Origin of the sequence: Secundilactobacillus angelensis (genome assembly GCF_012641075.1) — a bacterium.
GTDB lineage: Bacteria > Bacillota > Bacilli > Lactobacillales > Lactobacillaceae > Secundilactobacillus > Secundilactobacillus angelensis.
The window spans coordinates 54,529-71,327 of sequence record NZ_JAAXLJ010000006.1 but is presented as its reverse complement, the minus strand read 5'-3'; the positions used below and the strand labels follow the sequence as shown (position 1 = coordinate 71,327).

The 16,799-nt window shown below is 42.4% G+C and carries 17 protein-coding genes and 1 tRNA gene; 11 read left to right on the top strand and 7 right to left on the bottom strand.

What is annotated here, in order from left to right:
- The first annotated feature begins 20 nt into the window (after positions 1 to 20).
- Entirely contained in the window at positions 21 to 1,334 is a 1,314-nt protein-coding gene (locus HC026_RS04905) for a DEAD/DEAH box helicase (RefSeq protein ID WP_168924878.1), read from the top strand.
- Positions 1,335 to 1,966: 632 nt separating this feature from the next.
- Here HC026_RS04905 and HC026_RS04900 read toward each other — a convergent pair.
- From HC026_RS04900 to HC026_RS04885, 4 genes are all read right to left on the bottom strand, one after another.
- Complete coding sequence (locus tag HC026_RS04900; protein WP_168924877.1) at positions 1,967 to 2,332, bottom strand: hypothetical protein; 366 nt, start codon at positions 2,330 to 2,332, stop codon at positions 1,967 to 1,969.
- Positions 2,333 to 2,349: 17 nt separating this feature from the next.
- Entirely contained in the window at positions 2,350 to 3,114 is a 765-nt protein-coding gene (locus tag HC026_RS04895) for an FxLYD domain-containing protein (RefSeq protein ID WP_168924876.1), read from the bottom strand.
- A gap of 350 nt (positions 3,115 to 3,464) precedes the next feature.
- Positions 3,465 to 3,537 (bottom strand) — tRNA-Arg (locus tag HC026_RS04890).
- A gap of 48 nt (positions 3,538 to 3,585) precedes the next feature.
- A complete protein-coding gene (locus HC026_RS04885) occupies positions 3,586 to 4,038 on the bottom strand; it encodes a universal stress protein (RefSeq protein ID WP_168924875.1) in 453 nt (150 codons plus the stop codon).
- Between the two features lie 228 nt (positions 4,039 to 4,266).
- On the opposite strand from HC026_RS04885, the gene HC026_RS04880 reads away from it, so the two are divergent.
- On the top strand, positions 4,267 to 4,740 hold the full coding sequence (locus tag HC026_RS04880) for a hypothetical protein (protein ID WP_168924874.1): 474 nt from the start codon (positions 4,267 to 4,269) through the stop codon (positions 4,738 to 4,740).
- Positions 4,741 to 4,809: 69 nt separating this feature from the next.
- Here the strand turns inward: HC026_RS04880 and HC026_RS04875 are convergent, their stop codons facing one another.
- Both HC026_RS04875 and HC026_RS04870 read right to left on the bottom strand, forming a co-directional pair.
- Positions 4,810 to 5,214 carry a GtrA family protein gene (locus HC026_RS04875; protein WP_168924873.1) on the bottom strand — a complete coding sequence of 135 codons (405 nt, stop codon included), beginning with the start codon at positions 5,212 to 5,214 and terminating at the stop codon, positions 4,810 to 4,812.
- Between the two features lie 15 nt (positions 5,215 to 5,229).
- Positions 5,230 to 6,171, bottom strand: a complete 942-nt coding sequence (locus HC026_RS04870) for a glycosyltransferase family 2 protein (protein ID WP_168924872.1) — start codon at positions 6,169 to 6,171, stop codon at positions 5,230 to 5,232.
- 222 nt (positions 6,172 to 6,393) lie between these two features.
- On the opposite strand from HC026_RS04870, the gene wecB reads away from it, so the two are divergent.
- Positions 6,394 to 7,515, top strand: coding sequence for a non-hydrolyzing UDP-N-acetylglucosamine 2-epimerase (wecB, locus tag HC026_RS04865; RefSeq protein ID WP_168924871.1), 1,122 nt, complete (start codon positions 6,394 to 6,396; stop codon positions 7,513 to 7,515).
- A 9-nt stretch (positions 7,516 to 7,524) separates the two neighbouring features.
- Positions 7,525 to 8,469 carry a YihY/virulence factor BrkB family protein gene (locus HC026_RS04860; RefSeq protein ID WP_168924870.1) on the top strand — a complete coding sequence of 315 codons (945 nt, stop codon included), beginning with the start codon at positions 7,525 to 7,527 and terminating at the stop codon, positions 8,467 to 8,469.
- On the opposite strand, the gene HC026_RS04855 is transcribed toward HC026_RS04860, so the two are convergent.
- Complete coding sequence (locus HC026_RS04855) at positions 8,470 to 8,916, bottom strand: flavodoxin (protein WP_168924869.1); 447 nt, start codon at positions 8,914 to 8,916, stop codon at positions 8,470 to 8,472.
- A 71-nt stretch (positions 8,917 to 8,987) separates the two neighbouring features.
- Between HC026_RS04855 and recX the strand changes: the two genes are divergently transcribed.
- The 7 genes from recX (at position 8,988) to HC026_RS04820 (ending at position 16,773) form a co-directional block, all read left to right on the top strand.
- Complete coding sequence (gene recX, locus HC026_RS04850; RefSeq protein ID WP_168924868.1) at positions 8,988 to 9,812, top strand: recombination regulator RecX; 825 nt, start codon at positions 8,988 to 8,990, stop codon at positions 9,810 to 9,812.
- Positions 9,813 to 9,903: 91 nt separating this feature from the next.
- Positions 9,904 to 10,452: a nucleoside tri-diphosphate phosphatase gene (gene ntdP, locus HC026_RS04845; RefSeq protein WP_168924867.1), complete on the top strand. Its 549-nt coding sequence runs from the start codon at positions 9,904 to 9,906 to the stop codon at positions 10,450 to 10,452.
- A 100-nt stretch (positions 10,453 to 10,552) separates the two neighbouring features.
- The gene (locus HC026_RS04840; protein ID WP_168924866.1) at positions 10,553 to 11,704 is read left to right on the top strand and encodes an AI-2E family transporter; all 1,152 of its coding nucleotides are present in this window, start codon (positions 10,553 to 10,555) and stop codon (positions 11,702 to 11,704) included.
- Positions 11,705 to 11,824: 120 nt separating this feature from the next.
- Entirely contained in the window at positions 11,825 to 12,235 is a 411-nt protein-coding gene (gene tagD, locus HC026_RS04835; RefSeq protein ID WP_168924865.1) for a glycerol-3-phosphate cytidylyltransferase, read from the top strand.
- A gap of 78 nt (positions 12,236 to 12,313) precedes the next feature.
- Complete coding sequence (locus HC026_RS04830) at positions 12,314 to 13,138, top strand: hypothetical protein (protein WP_168924864.1); 825 nt, start codon at positions 12,314 to 12,316, stop codon at positions 13,136 to 13,138.
- A 15-nt stretch (positions 13,139 to 13,153) separates the two neighbouring features.
- A complete protein-coding gene (locus HC026_RS04825; RefSeq protein ID WP_168924863.1) occupies positions 13,154 to 15,178 on the top strand; it encodes a CDP-glycerol glycerophosphotransferase family protein in 2,025 nt (674 codons plus the stop codon).
- Positions 15,179 to 15,204: 26 nt separating this feature from the next.
- The gene (locus tag HC026_RS04820) at positions 15,205 to 16,773 is read left to right on the top strand and encodes a peptide chain release factor 3 (RefSeq protein ID WP_168924862.1); all 1,569 of its coding nucleotides are present in this window, start codon (positions 15,205 to 15,207) and stop codon (positions 16,771 to 16,773) included.
- Positions 16,774 to 16,799: the final 26 nt, after the last annotated feature.

Here is a 16,799-nt window from a genome sequence, read left to right as displayed (position 1 = left end):
CAGAAATGGGGCAGTTCAATATGATTCCACAATTTAAAAATCAATTCGAAAAATTAGGTTTTGATGAATTATCGCCAATTCAATCAGCCGTATATGAACCCTTAAAAAACGGTGATAGTGTCCTTGGATTGGCGCCAACTGGCTCTGGAAAGACTTTGGGATTTGTTGTCCCAGTTTTGGAACGATTGGCAGCTGGTCAGGGCATTCAAGCCATGATTGTTGCACCATCACAAGAATTAGCAATGCAGCTGACTCATGTCACCCGCAGTTTTGCGACGTTGCTTAATATGCAAGTTACCTCAATTACGGGCGGTGCTAACGTTAAGCGACAATTGGAACAGTTAAAAAAGCATCCTGAGATCGTGATTGGAACTCCCGGACGGATTCTTAACCTGATTGAAGACCGCAAGTTGAAGACTCACGATGTGCAGACGGTCATTGTCGACGAAGCTGACGACCTCCTTGAAGGGGAGACCTTTGATACGGTCAGAACGATTCTGCAAAACGTCCCATCAGAAGTTCAATTAGGCTTCTTCTCTGCTACTGAAACCCCAATCTTATCAGAATTAGAGAAGTGGTTTGGTATACCCGTTACCCGGGTGGATGTTCGAGATATTGACCATACCCAGGGTGAGGTTCGCCATGGTTTACTAGAGGTCTCTAACTTAAAAAAGGCTGGCATGTTGGGTAAGCTGACATCGGTTAAGCAGTTTAAAGCGTTGGTCTTCTTTAACCACGTTGGGGCATTGCAACAGACCAAGAGTTGGCTGACCCATCACCACGTACCCGTGGCCACATTGTCGGCTAATCAACGCCAGACTGAGCGACAAAAGGCACTGACCGATTTTCGGTTGGGACGAGTTAAACTGCTCTTGTCGACGGATGTGGCTGCCCGTGGCTTAGATATCGCTAAGTTACCAGCAGTGGTTAATTTTGATTTGCCGGACACAGCGACGATCTATACCCACCGAGTTGGCAGAACGGGTCGAATGGGTGAACCCGGACAAGTGGTCAACTTTGGTGACGACCACGATTTAAGGGACTTAAAACGGACTTTAAAAGATACCGACTACGAGTTAGTGCCAGTGTATTACCAGGATCATCGGCTTGGAACTAAGCGGCCAGAGCAACTTGAACAACAGTCCGTGGACGCGGATCAAGTTTTTGAACCAGAAGCTAAGGTTGCTGGTGAAGTTCGGACGGATCCAACAGCGATCCAGCCGGCGAGTCGCAAGCCAAGAGTTAAGGCTTCGCTGCCAGAACCAACGAAGAAAAAGAAGGGGCACAACAAACATTCTAAACGCAAGGGTATGCGGCATAAGCGTGAGGAATAAGCGGATTAGGTTATATAAAAATAGTCTGATTTTCAGTCGTTTTGATTGAAAATCAGACTATTTTATTTTACCGATTTGGTTCGTTAACGCCGTATGACCTCACTTAGAATATTTAGCTAGCTTAAACGTTGGTGTAATGATGGTTTAAAATGTGTTAGAAACAATTTCGGTATATTATTGGGTTTTATTTTAGAATCCATGATGGCAAGTACCACTCAGCTTTTTCAGTCTCAATTATTTCTAATTTTCTATTATGTGAGAGTAATATTTGAGCATAATCGGGTAGTTAATATCAGCCAAATGAGATGAGAGGTAATGTAGTGACTTCATTTCAAAAATTTAATAAGATGCACATGTATGATGCGAACTATGAACTTCGGCTTTAATTCGAGCGTTGACCTTTTCTAATCAATTAGAACTGTTGACGCTCAGTTCTGTTAAGATCGTTGAGGGGGATATAGGCTAAGTCTGTAGATACTGGCAACTTAGCTAACCATTACTTCTTATTTTGTAAAACTCGCAATTTTAATTATTCTGTCAAATTTTACCTAGACAAGTTAAATTAGTTGGTATAGTTGTGCGTCACCCGTGTTTGTATTTTTACATGCACATTGACATGGCTGATTTGCTTTTTATTTGGATCTAGCCAATATCTCTTGTGTACGTTTTAAACGGATTTCAAAATTCCTTTTTGCATCTCCTGGATTTGATATATATATTTGCGCCTGTATTCCGAGTTTCAGTATGCGGATTTCGTCCTCGTATCTTTTTTGACTATGATAGAGGACAGCCATCCGAGAGAATACCACAGGAAATTTATCACCGCGTGTAATCATCGACTCACCCAATGTAATTGCATCCTTAATTTTTCGTTCTGACCAGAGCATATCTAATTCTTTCTGTAACGGGGTGAATGCATCATACATTTTATCAAAATCATCAGATTGGTTTAACTGATTTGAGTTATCTATATTTCTTCTCAATAAAGATTTAATCAAGTTTGTTAGATTCATGATTATTGTACATAATCTTTAATTACAGCGTATGTGTTGAAGGATTTGTCAGTCATAATTTCGAATTGATTGGTTTGTCCTTTAGACCAATTATCAGTGTAAGCAGCAATTGTATCAACTACAGTCCCATTACTAGCTTTGAGTTGCACCTTAATACCAAATGATTTGAATGAATAATTAGTATTATTTTTAACGTCAGCATCATATGTTTTAAAGCCGCCATCGTCTTTAGTTTTTTTAAACTTAATAGTTTTAATCAAGCCATCTATTGCCTGCTGTTTAGCGTTGTTTGACATAACTTTGTCACCATTACGAGTGAGTTCAGCCAAACTTTCCTCATGTTCTTGATCAACTTTTAGCTTATATTGCTTGTTAATTTTTAGAATGGCTTCAGTTCGTTTATCATAGGCTTTATTCCATTTTGTGACGAAGCTGTTGTCATTATAATATTTAAGTGTATTTTTTTGTTCTTTTACAGCGTTAATGTAGGCAAGTGCCTCTTCATGTAACTTATCATTCTTGAAGTTTTTGTTTTTATAAGATTTTACTGTGTCATATTCTTTAGTTAGTGCTTCGCTATATTCTTCCTTCGTTGGATTATTTGGATCCTTTGCCCGGTCTGTGGTTGTCCACCGGCTGTCGAGTCCATTTTCCATAGAATTGATAAAATCTTTGTCATAGGTTTTATCTTCTGAACTTTTACTCCCACAAGCCGAAAGAGTAAGAACTGCCAAAAGAGTCACTCCTACGGTGGCTACTTTTCTCATAATGTTATCCTCCCCAAAAGGGTATATTCCAGCTTTTTACGTCTTCAGTATCTGGACGATATCTTAAACTACGATTTTGGTTCAGGTAATGTTTTGTCTCTGAATTAAATGGACGTCAAGTTGAAAATTGACACGTCGTCGTTTAATATTTTTGTTATCAAAAAAAACGAGACTAACTTGTGAATTTGCTGAAATAACCAGCTATCATTTTGAATACGGTGTTTTTTATAGTGATTATCCGAACAAATGCGAGAGAATTTTTTATGTTTTTCATCGTTTTAAGCCAAAAATAAAAATCCTTCTATATCAACGATTAAGAAGGATTCAGAGTGAGTCGGATATTGAAAATATGACCCCACCCGGACTCGAACCGGGATCAGCCGCTTAGGAGGCGGGTGCCCTATCCAGTTGTGCTATGGGGCCAAAAAAGCACACTAGATATTTTCTCATGGATTGCAGACGTTGTAAAGACTAACCGTTAGTCGGTTCAGCAATAACCAGCACGTTGGTTAAAGCGTTACGAACAACCGCAGCAGTTGTTGAACCAACCAGCAGCCGGTCGATGGCATCGGTACCAGATTTACCCATCACAATCAGGTCAACATCATGCGTTCCGGGGTACTCAACGCCAATGACTTGTTTAGGACTGCCGTGAAGAACTTCTGTTTTGGCTGTTATGCCAGCATCTTCAGCAATCTTTTTGCCTTCTTCTAAGATGGCTGTTGCGCGATCATTCAGCTCTTTATAATACCCGCCAGTGTTAGCAATACCAGTGCCAGTGACGGTGTAAATTAGTCGTTTATCATCGGCAACATTGACAATGGTTAATTCAGCATTGAACTGTTTAACCAGTTTTAGGGCTTCAGACAGCGCTAATTTTGAATTATGACTGCCATCAAGTGGCACAACGATGTGATTATACATATTATCAGCTCTCTTCCAATTAGTATTCGCTCACCACCATTGTGAAACATTTTGAAAGTGGTTTCAAGTATTTTATATGATTGCAAAAAAACGTATCTTAGCGCAATGGTACAGTGTCATATCACCATGTAAAAAGGGTGTCAGATTGAATGAAGTTGGCGTCAAACCGCTTTCTCAGTCTTCTGATTTGTGATATAGTTTTTTTGACAGAAAAACGAGGGATATATATTGGATAAATTAGACTTTTTTAAACACCACATCGAAAATCCACTGATTGATATCATGAATACGCGGGCTCAGGATAATAATTTTGAGCGGCAATGGCTTCAATTGTATATTCCCAACCGGGATTTACAGTATGCCATTTCCCAATTATCAACACTGAGTTTAAAGTTATTGCAGCAGGTTGTTGCTTTAGCACCAGTTTCCGAGGACCAATTAGTGGAAGCGATGGATTTGAGTTTTGGCGTCATCGCTAAGAATATGAACAAGCTTTCACGGTTAGGGTTTGTGTCGAAGTCAGCTCCAGAACAACGCAAGGCCGTTTATCAGCCAACCAAGATTGGCATTAAGGCAGTGAATGTTCAAAATCAGCTGAGTGAATTGTTAGATAAGCAGCACGCAGAGTTGGTTGAGCGCTATACACCTGAACAGTTACAGTTGATTGCGACATTTTTACAGGATTTAAAGCATAGTCATTAAGGGTAAACAAAAACAACCTTCAAGATCAGTTTTAAGCTGATTTTGAAGGTTGTTTTTGTTGATGTAAAGTCATTTTTTGAAAATAATCCATTTGGAAAAGAAATAATTGATGACCACGACAACAACGTTATCAATAATCTTAACGATCAGTGCGTTGCCGGAGAGCAGTGAAACACCAACAAACATGATTAATTCATCGACACCCAATGATAATAGTCGAAAGAAGAAAAAGGTTAAAGTTTCCCAGAAAAAGACTTTCCAGGCCATTGACTTGGAGTTGAAGACCCAAAGCTTATTAGTAATGAACGCAAAAATGACGGAGATTAACCAAGCTAGCGCGGTGGCTAACTGGTAGTTCATATACAGGTTTAGCCAGGCAAAAGCCCCGATGTTGATTAGGGTGGTCAGACCGCCAAAGAATAAGTAGCTGATGACGGCTTGGTATTTTTTAAATAAGTTCCATAGGGTATGCATATTAAATTCCTTGCTCTACTTTTTTTCTTGGACAATGTATTTTGGCCGATGCTTGGTTTCTAGGTAAATCTTACCAATGTACTCACCTAAAATACCAAGGCTAAACAGCTGAATACCGCCAAGAAAGAGAATAATTGAAACGATTGAAGCCCAGCCAGCAACTGCATGGCCCACCGTTAAAGCGCGGACGATGACAAAAATAAAACCGCAGATTGCAACCATGCAGGAAAGGCCACCAATCCACGTGGCGATTTTCAGTGGTGCATCTGAAAAGTCTACGATCCCATCAATCGCATAGTTGAGCAGTTGCATGAATGACCAGTGCGATTTACCGGCCGCCCGGGGCTGACTTTCGTACTTAAGGTAGGTGGTTTTGTAGCCAACCCAAGCAAAGATGCCCTTTGAAAAACGGTTATATTCAGGCAAAGAGGTGATTGTATCGACCATTTTGCGGGTCATTAAACGATAGTCTCGGGCGTTAGGTTCGATTCGAACTTGTGATACGGCATCAATCACGTTATAGAAACGGGCTGATAAGAAGGCGCGAATCCGGCCTTGACCGCGGCGTTGCTTTTGAATAGTGCCAACGCAGTCATAGCCGTCATTTTCAATCAAATCAATCATTTTCGGTAATAATTCTGGTGGATCTTGTAAGTCAACGTCCATGACGGCAACCAGATCACCAGTTGAGGCGTCTAGTCCGCAGGCAAGGGCGGATTCTTTACCGAAGTTACGGGAAAACGAGAGGTAGTGAACGGTTTCGGGATGCTGCTCTTGTAAATCCTTTAATATTGACAATGTTTTATCGCTGGAGCCGTCGTCAACGAACAGGTATTCCGGCTGATAGCGTTCAGTTTTTTTGTTAATTGAATCAAATACTTTTACTACAGCATCATAAAAAATATTGATCGATTCTTCCTCATTGTAACAAGGTACGATCAGGCTGAGGGTACGCATAAATAGATAACCTTCCCTTCTTAGGCTTAAGTCCTATAATAGGACAAATAGAATTAAGAACAAAGTTAAAATTGATTAAGTTTTGTAAACGGTTTGTTTCAAAAGTGAAAAATTAATCAGAATTGTATCTCCTGAACAAGGGTTCTGGTACAATTATAGGCGTTGATTCATTATCAGATTAATCGCAAAGAAATGACAATTCATAACCTGGGAGTATTTAAAATGACTAAACCAATTAAAGTAATGACAGTGTTCGGTACCCGGCCAGAAGCCATTAAAATGGCACCGATCGTCTTAAGAATGCAACGCGATACAGACCATTTTACACCTATTACAGTTGTGACGGCCCAGCACCGGGAAATGTTGGACCAAGTTTTAGACATTTTTAAAATTAAACCGGATTATGACCTGAATATTATGAAACCCAACCAAACATTGGCACAGATCACTAGTCGGGTATTGATTCACTTGGATAGCGTGATCGACGAAGCTCAGCCTGATATTATCCTGGTTCACGGCGACACCACTACGACTTTTGCCGCCAGTGTTAGTGCCTTTTACCACCAAATTCCACTGGGACACGTGGAAGCAGGACTACGGACCTGGGACAAGTATTCGCCATATCCAGAGGAAATGAACCGTCAGCTCACCGATATCTTAAGTGATTACTACTTTGCGCCAACATCTCTGAGCCGGGAAAACTTGCTCAAGCAGAACCATCCCGACGAACGGATTTTTATTACTGGCAATACCGCAATTGACGCGCTTCAACAAACGGTGGATAAAAATTACCACCACGCTGTTTTGGATCAAATCGACGATCAGCACCGGATCATTTTGCTGACCATGCACCGCCGTGAAAACCAAGGCGAGCCCATGAAACGAGTGTTTGATGCCATTCGCAAAGTTGTTGCCGCACACTCCGACGTTGAACTCGTTTACCCGGTGCACCTGAGCCCAGCAGTACAAAAGGTTGCTCAGGCTGAACTTGGTGATGTCGACCGAATCCACTTAATTGAACCGCTGGACGTGGTTGACTTCCATAATTTAGCTGCTCGCAGCTATCTGATCATGACGGATTCCGGCGGGGTACAAGAAGAAGCACCTTCATTGGGTAAGCCCGTACTGGTATTAAGAGACGAAACTGAACGGCCAGAAGGCGTTAAGGCTGGGACGTTAAAACTAGTGGGGACGGACCCAACGGTGGTGACGGAGGCAATGGAAACGCTGCTGACGGATGAACAGGCATACCGTCGAATGGCTGATGCCAAAAATCCATACGGTGATGGTCATGCTTCAGAACGTATTTTAAAGGCGATTCAAGACCACCAATCGCAACTGTGAGGTTAAATCATGCAAACTGGATTTAAAGAATTTGTCAAGCAGCTTATTCATCGTTTTTCCCAAGCCAATATCAATGATTCGGCGGCGGTACTGTCGTACTATATGCTGCTTGCTATTTTCCCCATCATGCTGATTGCCGGGAACTTGATTTCGTTTTTGCACTTTGATACGAACGGGGTATTGAGGTATATTGAGCCGGTTTTACCGGACGCTGTCTACCAAACATTGGCGCCGATTATTCGTTCCTTTTTGGAGCAGGGGAGTACTGGAACCCTGTCGTTAGGAATCATTGTGACTATTTGGTCGGCCGGTCGTGCCGTTTCAGCCTTTCAGCGCAGTATTAACTTAGCCTATGGTATCGAACAGCCAAACGCGATTATTAGCCGTTTCTTTTCGTTTATTTTGATTATTCTCGTGATTATTTCAATCATAGCGATTGCCGTTCTGTTTAGTTTAAGCGAATGGCTAGGGAGATATCTTAAACCATGGCTGAATATCTCCAATCAGTTTACTGACTTCATTGGCAGCTTAAGATGGCCGATTTCGTTTCTGATTATCTTCTTACTAAGTGGTCTGTTGTACATGGTAGTGCCCTCAGCCAAGGTCAAGTTCCGCTACGTCTGGATCGGCGCTTTTGTCACCACAGTTGGCTGGTTAGTGCTTGCCCAGGGATTTTCGATTTATATTCGCTATTTTACCCGGAACATTACCGGTTATCAGACTCTGGGAACGTTCATCATTTTATTGATTTGGATGAATATTTCTGGTTTCATTCTGTTGGCGGGTGGGGTTATCAACGCTACCGTTCAAGAATGGCGTCAGGGTGAGATTGAAGAGTTAGATATCATGCAAAACATTGTCAATCAAGCAAAGGTGACTCACCAAAAAAGGCAAACAAAAAGAAGGTCGGCTTCCGCTGGGAAAAAGAAGCGACCTTCAAGTAAGAAGCACTAATTATTTAGCTTTATCAACTAACTTTTGGGCGAATTCATCTAACGTTTTGATGTCGTCGTCTTCGGGTTCCAAGTTAATTTTGACATTGTCAGCACCCTGAGTTGCGCCAGCAGCTGCGAGCTTTTTACCGTATGCATCTACCGCAACACAGAAGTCGTCACCGTAGAAGGTGTCACCAGAACCGGCAACGCCATAGACTTTCCCAGAAAGGTCAACGTCCTCCAAGTCATCGTAAAAGTCCATGCCTTCTTCAGGCAGTTCGCCTTCGTCGTAGGTGTACGGACAAACCACGCAGATGTCGACATCTTCAAAAGAATCAGCGTCTGTTTGAGAAATTTCAGACTCCGTGACATCAACGCCTAGTTGTTCTAATTTTTCAGTAATAATATCGGCAATATCTTCGTTATTTCCAGTGATGGTTGCAAACACAACACGTGCAGTTGCCATTCAAGTCGCCCCTATTCTTAAAATATGAATTACCTTCAGTATAGCAAACCAGCGAGAGAGTGTGAAATATCATGGCAGAAGATTCTTCAAAAAAATTACAAATTACTAAGATTGAAGCTCAGAAACGAGCAGGCCGTTATAACATCTATGTGAACGGTCATTACGCCTTTCCTGTCAGCGAGGATGTGCTCATTCGCTACCGATTATTGAAGGGGACAGAACTGACAGAAGATATGGTTGCTACGCTGCAATCGGCAGATAATGTCTCAAAAGCCTATGAGCTGGCACTAAATTACTTATCGTATCAGCAACGTACGGAGAAAGAACTCAGTGATTATTTAGTCAAAAAGGAGCTTCCTGAAACCACGATTGCACCCGTAATGGCAAGGTTGATCGATGAAAAACTACTCGACGATGAGCATTACTCTCATAGCTATGTCCGGACAATGAAACGGACTAGTGATAAGGGTCCCAGTGTGATCCGCCGTCAGTTAAAACAGCGCGGCGTTAAGGATGAACTGATTGACAACGCACTGGCTGAAGATTACCAACCAGACGAGCAGCTTGAACGATTGAATGAGTTAGTCGAGAAGTTGAAGCGGCAATATCAACGCCTAACGCCGAAGATTCAACGTCAAAAAGTACAGCAACGTCTGGTTGAAAAGGGGTTCTCTTTTGATTTAGTTGGCCAAGTGCTAGCTGAATTTACTTTTGAAATGGATAGTGACACTGAGTTGGACTTACTGGCAACTCAAGCTGAAAAACTGTGGCGACGTTATCATGCTAAACCAGCTAGAGAACGGCAGTTGAAAATTCGGCAGGCACTATACCGAAAAGGGTTCGATGGCGATTTAATTTCAAAGTGGCTGGAACAAAAGATGGAAGAAGACGGTTAATAGGTTAACCATTGTTTTGCGTAATCGGGTTTGCTATAATGAAAGGCGAATTTAATTATCATACCCGACACTTTGGAAAGTAGGGTTTAATATGGCGCGCGAAGCTAGAGGACCTAAGGAAGGCGACTTCATTACGATCAAAAGCTATAAGCACGACGGCAGTTTGCATCGAACTTGGCGCGATACGATGGTACTTAAGACAAGCGAAAATGCCCTGATTGGCTGCAATGACCACACACTGGTGATTGAAGACGATGGGCGGCGATGGGTCACTCGTGAACCAGCAATTGTTTACTTTCATAAACACTATTGGTTTAATGTTGTCGCAATGATTCGGGATAATGGGGTCTCATACTACTGCAACCTGGCGACACCCTATGTCTTAGACAAAGAAGCATTAAAGTATATAGATTATGATTTGGACGTCAAGGTTTTTCCTGATGGTGAAAAACGATTGCTTGATATTGACGAGTACGAGGCTTTTAGTCGTCGTTGGCAGTATCCGCCTGAAATTGACAAAATCTTGAAGGCGAATGTTTTGATTTTGGTCGACTGGATCAATAATCGCAAGGGTCCGTTCTCGAAGGAATATGTTGATCTATGGTACTCACGCTATCTCGAGCTTTCCCGTCACAAGTAATGGGGTTGCTTAAATAAAAGCGAGGTTGGCAATATGAGCCGACCTCGCTTTTTGCGTGATAGAATAATGATAAATAATATAGAAGAAAGGGGGCAATGGCATGTTCAATCAAATGCAGCGGTCAAAATTATTTTTCTGGTCACTAGAAATTCTGGTTGTGGCGACGCTGATCTGGGTCTGCACCAAGTTGGGTTTTCTCTTTGCTCCCATTGGCACCTTTTTTCGGACGGTTTTCATGCCGATCCTATTAGCTGGGATCCTCTTTTATATGCTCAATCCAATCGTTAAGCTACTGCAAAAGGTGAGGATTGGGCATTTCCGCTTGAACCGGACCTGGTCGACGGCGGTTGTATTTCTTGCGCTATTTGGCATTTTAGCTGGTGGCTTATTCTGGTTGGTGCCGAGACTGATTCAACAGGTGGCGACCTTGGTTAACAATGTGCCTCACATTGTGCGCATGGTTCAGGGCATGCTGAATGATTTTAACCAGCATCTCAGTCATTATGAATGGTTGAAAAACGTTGATTTTCAGTCCTACGCTTCTCAGCTGGAGCATGGGCTTTCTAATTATGCCAAGACCTTTATGACGGGTCTGACCAACAGTGTGGGTACCGTGATCGGCATGGCCACAAGTGTGACGATAGTCGCGGTAACGGTCCCAGTCATGTTATTTTACATGTTGAAAGATGGTCAAAAGCTAATGCCAGCACTGCGACGGATGTTGCCTCCCAAACACGCTGATCAGACCATGGATATTCTGGCACAGATGAGCGCGACGCTATCACATTACATCGGTGGACAGGTGATTGAGTGTTTGTTTGTTATGACCTTTACTTCGATTGGTTTTACCTTGGTGGGATTAAAATATGGCTTACTACTAGGCATTTTTGCTGGGATGTGCAACATCATCCCATACGTGGGACCCTATATTGGCGTTTTACCAGCTGTGATCGTTGCCATTGGAACTGGCTTAGTAGAAGTGATTTCAGTATTGATCGTGACCGTCGTTGTTCAGCAGATCGATGGTAACTTCGTCTATCCTAACGTGATTGGACGGACACTTAAGATTCACCCGTTGACGATCATTGTTATTTTGATGGTTGCCGGTAATATTTCCGGGCTGATGGGGATGATTTTAGGCGTCCCACTCTACGCCGTGGTCAAGGTGATCGTGGAGAATATTTACCATATTTGGCAGCTGCAATCTGAGCAGCGAGAAGAAAAGCAATCCAAGCCACCATCACAAACGTGAAGGATTAATTAAATCAGGCAATAATTCGCTATTGGGCGGTTTTGTTGTGTTAGAATTTATGATATTATAGTCGAGTTAGGAAACAGTGGCTTTAAATTAAAAGTTAAGCAGGAGATTTAAATGAAAAAAGTAATTACGTACGGCACCTTTGATTTATTACACAAGGGACACGTCCGACTCTTGAAGCGGGCAGCAGCTCTCGGTGATCATTTAACCGTTTGTTTATCATCAGATGAATTTAACGCAATCAAGGGTAAAAAGGCCTATACATCATATGAAGATCGTAAATATATTCTAGAAGCTATCCGGTACGTGGATGAAGTGATTCCCGAAAAGAACTGGGATCAAAAAATCAAAGATGTTCAAGAAAACAACATTGATATCTTTGTCATGGGCGATGACTGGAAGGGTAAGTTTGATTTCTTAAAGGATTATTGCGAAGTCATCTACTTGCCTCGGACAGAGGGTATTTCAACCACTAAGATCAAGGAAGATTTAGGCCTTAAAGCCGGACTTGACTGGAAAGAATAATCAGTTGAATGTAACGACAAATATCCCCAGTTGCGACTAGGGATATTTTATTGCAATTTAAAGTGAGGTTAAATCGTCATGAAACAAGCAATTTTTTGGGTCACTTCTCTGGCCGGTTTAAGAAAGCTGACCTTTAAACAAAAGGTGAAATCGTTGATGAACGACCAGATTCAAATCACAATTGTGTTAGCAATGGTTCATTTTGATCAGTACGCTAGTGCTCAGCGCATACTGCAGGGCTTATTTCAACGAAGCCGGTTGGATCAACTTAACGTTGTGTCGTTGGCAGATTTGGTGGCTGACAAATCAGGTATCGAAGTCGCTGCTGGTGAACAATTTAGCGCCGATTTTGAATCGCTTCCTACACACCGTTTTGATTCAGAAGAGACCACGGTTCGCTATATTAATGATGGTGAAATTGTGGCGGAAGTCAGTGAGGATGTTAACCAAAATCCACTGCTGAAAACCCGTTTCGTCAACCAACAGCCCGTTCAATCAGCTGCTTACCAGGCCGGTGAACAATTTGGTATCTTGAGCTATGCTGACGGTCAATTATCACAGGCATTGCTTTTGAACCAGCAGGGACAGTTAGTGACCCGGTTTATTCGGCATACTCAGCCTGTTAACTTGGCGTACACCATGGGACGGACATCCAAATTAACCTTTACTGATATGGTTTCTGAAACTGATACGGACCAACACGTGATTTATCAGAGTTCAGAGGTTCAATCCTATTACGAAGTGATCAGCTACCAAAACTACGATCGTTTCGATAGTGTCTATTCCTACTACGCAAGTTTGTTGGAGAATGTGGTGACTGCTGATTCCGGTTTGTTTATTGATCTCAATGATAATCCGAGATTAACGCCATACCTGCCACAGCAGTTGATCTTTAATTACTAAGGAGAGTCGGTACTTGTGCGTGCAATATTATCAGGGTTACACCAAAAAAAGAAAAAACAAGAACTAGAATTTGAATTAATCGATGTTCCCGGCTCTTTTGACAATTTAAGAGTCATGTTTCTGGAAAAAAGTAGTTTAGCTTCGGTAACGGTACCCGTTCAAAAAGTGTTTGATAACAACTTGCTTCGGATTCAAATCGATCCTGATCAGCTACAGTTTGAAGCTTTTGGGCAAAGTGAGTTTGCTTGGCAATTGTTCTTGGCCTTTAGTACGGCAGATGAACAGGTGATTTTACAGGTTGAATCCGAGTACTTAAGTGACCGACACCAATTATCATTGACCAGTTACTACCAAGTCAATTCCGATGCTGAAGGGATGGCTGTCTTTAACATTCATACCCAGCAGCCAAAAGACGAGTTTACGATCAACTCTGTCAACTTAACGGATAACGCGCTCAGCATTACGGGATACAACCGCATTAATGGACAGGCCATTAAGAATCAAAAAATCATTTTAAAAACCAGAGAATCTGGTGGTAAATTAGCCTACCCAACTTCGGCCGGCACACTCAAGACCTTGTTCACTGCGAATATTCCGCTGACTGATTTACCCACTAACTCTATCGAAGACATTTTTGTTCAGTATATGGTGGGGACTCATGAAGTTGAACAGCGTATCATTTTGACCCGCTCACTTGAAGGCCAGATGACACAAGCTGTTTTACCCGGCGGTCGCATGGTGTTGATTGAAAAGAACATCAATAACGGGATTGTGATCAAAGAGTTCCCAGCGCCTTCATTGGGCGAAAAGATTGCCGCTTTGCCACAGAAGCTGCAGACAGTGGTCAACCTTGGGCGAACAGTTCAAGATAAAGTCAATTTGCAACGGATGCGTTGGTTATTCAAGTCCGGTCATCGACCTTACGAACAGCCGACAATCGTCTTTGAAAGCTTTGGCGGCCGCCAAGTGAGCGATAGTCCATACGCTATTTATCGACTATTCACCGAGCTTTACCCAGGGTTTACGTTTGTCTGGTCCATCGACCGGTCATTAAAGAAGTTCTGTAAGCAAAACCAAATTCCGTTTGTGGTTCGTCGGACTGCTAAATGGGTTCGAACGCTAGAAAAGAGTTCTTACTGGATTAGTAACGCCCGTTTCCCTGCCTGGGTCAAAAAGCCGTCTTACGTGACTTATATTCAAACTTGGCATGGGACGCCATTGAAGAAACTCGGTTTGGACATTGAAAATGTGTCCATGCCAGGGACCACCACGACTAAGTATCACGACAACTTCGTGAAGGAAGCAAATCGTTGGGATGCTTTGATTTCGCCTAACGATTATTCAACCCAGATTTTCCGTTCTGCTTTCGGGTTTAACAACCAGATTTTAAAGGTTGGGTATCCCCGTAATGATGAATTGATCAATACTAATCCCGATGATATCAAGGCTTTGAAGGAACAAATGGGAATTCCAACGGATAAGAAAGTTGTCTTGTATGCGCCAACGTACCGGGATAATCAGTTTGCGGAAAAGGGTAAGTACACGTTTGAGTTACCATTTAGTTTGGATGATTTTAAGAAGCAGTTTGGTGAAGACACCGTACTGATTTTGCGGATGCACTACTTAATTGCTAACGCCATGGATATTAGTGACTACACGGACTTTGTCTACGATTTCTCCAGTCATCCTAACATTTCTGACCTGTACTTGGTTTCAGATATGCTGATTACTGATTATTCTTCGGTGTTCTTCGATTACGCTTACCTAAAGCGGCCAATTCTCTTCTACCCGTATGATTATCATTTGTATAAAGACGAACTTCGTGGTTTCTACCTCGATTACGAGAAGGATCTTCCCGGACAAATTGCTAATAACGAGAGTGAGTTACTCTCCGGTATTGCCGATTGTCTCAAACATCCCGACATGAGTGACGACACCAAGTTTATGAAATTCTATAACCGCTTTTGTTCGATTGATGACGGCTTAAGTTCTCTGAAAGTTGTTAACTACGTTGTTCATCAGATTGAAAAGAACGGTTAATGTCAATTCTGGAAAGGAATAGTGCTATGACATTATCACAAGACGTCGCAAACCGACGCACGTTTGCCATCATCTCTCACCCCGATGCGGGTAAGACGACCATTACTGAGCAGCTCTTGTTGTTTGGTGGTGTTGTACGTCAAGCTGGGACGGTCAAGGCTAAGAAGAGCGGCAGTTTTGCTAAGTCTGACTGGATGGAGATCGAACAAAAACGTGGTATCTCCGTTACGAGTTCTGTGATGCAGTTTGACTATGAGGGCAAGCGCATCAACATTTTGGATACCCCTGGACACGAAGACTTTTCTGAAGATACGTACCGGACATTGATGGCGGTGGATTCTGCGGTCATGGTGATTGATTCTGCCAAGGGGATCGAACCCCAAACTAAAAAACTGTTCAAGATTTGTAAAATGCGGGGAATTCCAATTTTTACCTTTATGAACAAGTTAGATCGTGATTCTCGCGACCCAATGGATTTGATCTCTGAGCTAGAAGAAGTCCTTGGTATTGAAGGCTACCCAATGAACTGGCCGATTGGGATGGGTAAAGAATTAAAGGGCCTGTATGACCGTTTTGATAACCGGGTGGCTTTATTTCACCCGAAAGAAGACGGCACCACTTATTTGCCACTTGATGAAGACGGTGATATTGACGATGCTGAACCATTGAAATCCAATTCTTGGTATGAAGATGCCCGGGAAAATATGGAATTGATTGAGGATGCTGGTAATCAGTTTGACGAAGCCAAAATTGCCAGTGGTGATCAGACACCGGTGTTCTTCGGTTCAGCCTTAGCTAATTTCGGGGTAAAAACCTTCCTGGAAACTTACCTGAAGTTTGCCCCTCAACCAGCTGCACATCGAACTGAAGAAGGCGACGACGTGGAGCCAACTGATGACAAATTTTCAGGCTTCGTTTTTAAGATTCAAGCTAATATGGATCCTAAACATCGTGATCGAATTGCTTTCGTGCGAATTTGCTCAGGCTTGTTCCAACGGGGAATGGACGTGACGCTTGGTCGCACTGGCAAAACAATGCGTCTTTCAAACGTGACACAGTTCATGGCTGATACCCGTGAAAACGTCGAAACAGCGGTAGCCGGCGATATCATTGGGCTTTACGATACTGGTAACTACCAAATCGGTGATACGGTTTATACTGGCAAGAAACAACTGCAGTTTGAAAAATTACCACAGTTTACCCCGGAACTGTTTGTGCGTGTCACGGCTAAAAACGTGATGAAGCAAAAATCCTTCCACAAAGGTATTCAACAACTGGTTCAAGAGGGTGCCATTCAGCTGTATACCTCGTACACAACTGGTGACTACATTTTGGGTGCAGTTGGTCAACTTCAGTTTGAAGTGTTCCAGTTTCGAATGAAGAACGAATATAATTCTGACGTTGTGATGGAACCGATGGGCCATAAGATTGCCCGTTGGATTGATCCAGAACAATTGGATGAACACATGTCATCTAGTCGGAACCTACTGGTGAAAGATTTGGCCGGAGAGCCGTTGTTCTTATTCGAAAATCAATTTGCTGAACGCTGGTTTGCTGACAAATATCCAGACGTTAAATTGACTTCGAAGCTGTAACAATAAACTGAATAAATTGAAAAATC

Excerpts from the sequence above, each read along its gene's own strand:
- HC026_RS04905 (WP_168924878.1), top strand. The coding sequence starts at position 21 with ATGATTCCACAATTTAAAAATCAATTCGAAAAATTAGGTTTTGATGAA.
- HC026_RS04895 (WP_168924876.1), bottom strand. The coding sequence starts at position 3,114 with ATGAGAAAAGTAGCCACCGTAGGAGTGACTCTTTTGGCAGTTCTTACT.
- HC026_RS04885 (WP_168924875.1), bottom strand. The coding sequence starts at position 4,038 with ATGTATAATCACATCGTTGTGCCACTTGATGGCAGTCATAATTCAAAA.
- HC026_RS04875 (WP_168924873.1), bottom strand. The coding sequence starts at position 5,214 with ATGCATACCCTATGGAACTTATTTAAAAAATACCAAGCCGTCATCAGC.
- HC026_RS04870 (WP_168924872.1), bottom strand. The coding sequence starts at position 6,171 with ATGCGTACCCTCAGCCTGATCGTACCTTGTTACAATGAGGAAGAATCG.
- wecB (WP_168924871.1), top strand. The coding sequence starts at position 6,394 with ATGACTAAACCAATTAAAGTAATGACAGTGTTCGGTACCCGGCCAGAA.
- HC026_RS04860 (WP_168924870.1), top strand. The coding sequence starts at position 7,525 with ATGCAAACTGGATTTAAAGAATTTGTCAAGCAGCTTATTCATCGTTTT.
- HC026_RS04855 (WP_168924869.1), bottom strand. The coding sequence starts at position 8,916 with ATGGCAACTGCACGTGTTGTGTTTGCAACCATCACTGGAAATAACGAA.
- recX (WP_168924868.1), top strand. The coding sequence starts at position 8,988 with ATGGCAGAAGATTCTTCAAAAAAATTACAAATTACTAAGATTGAAGCT.
- ntdP (WP_168924867.1), top strand. The coding sequence starts at position 9,904 with ATGGCGCGCGAAGCTAGAGGACCTAAGGAAGGCGACTTCATTACGATC.
- HC026_RS04840 (WP_168924866.1), top strand. The coding sequence starts at position 10,553 with ATGTTCAATCAAATGCAGCGGTCAAAATTATTTTTCTGGTCACTAGAA.
- tagD (WP_168924865.1), top strand. The coding sequence starts at position 11,825 with ATGAAAAAAGTAATTACGTACGGCACCTTTGATTTATTACACAAGGGA.
- HC026_RS04830 (WP_168924864.1), top strand. The coding sequence starts at position 12,314 with ATGAAACAAGCAATTTTTTGGGTCACTTCTCTGGCCGGTTTAAGAAAG.
- HC026_RS04820 (WP_168924862.1), top strand. The coding sequence starts at position 15,205 with ATGACATTATCACAAGACGTCGCAAACCGACGCACGTTTGCCATCATC.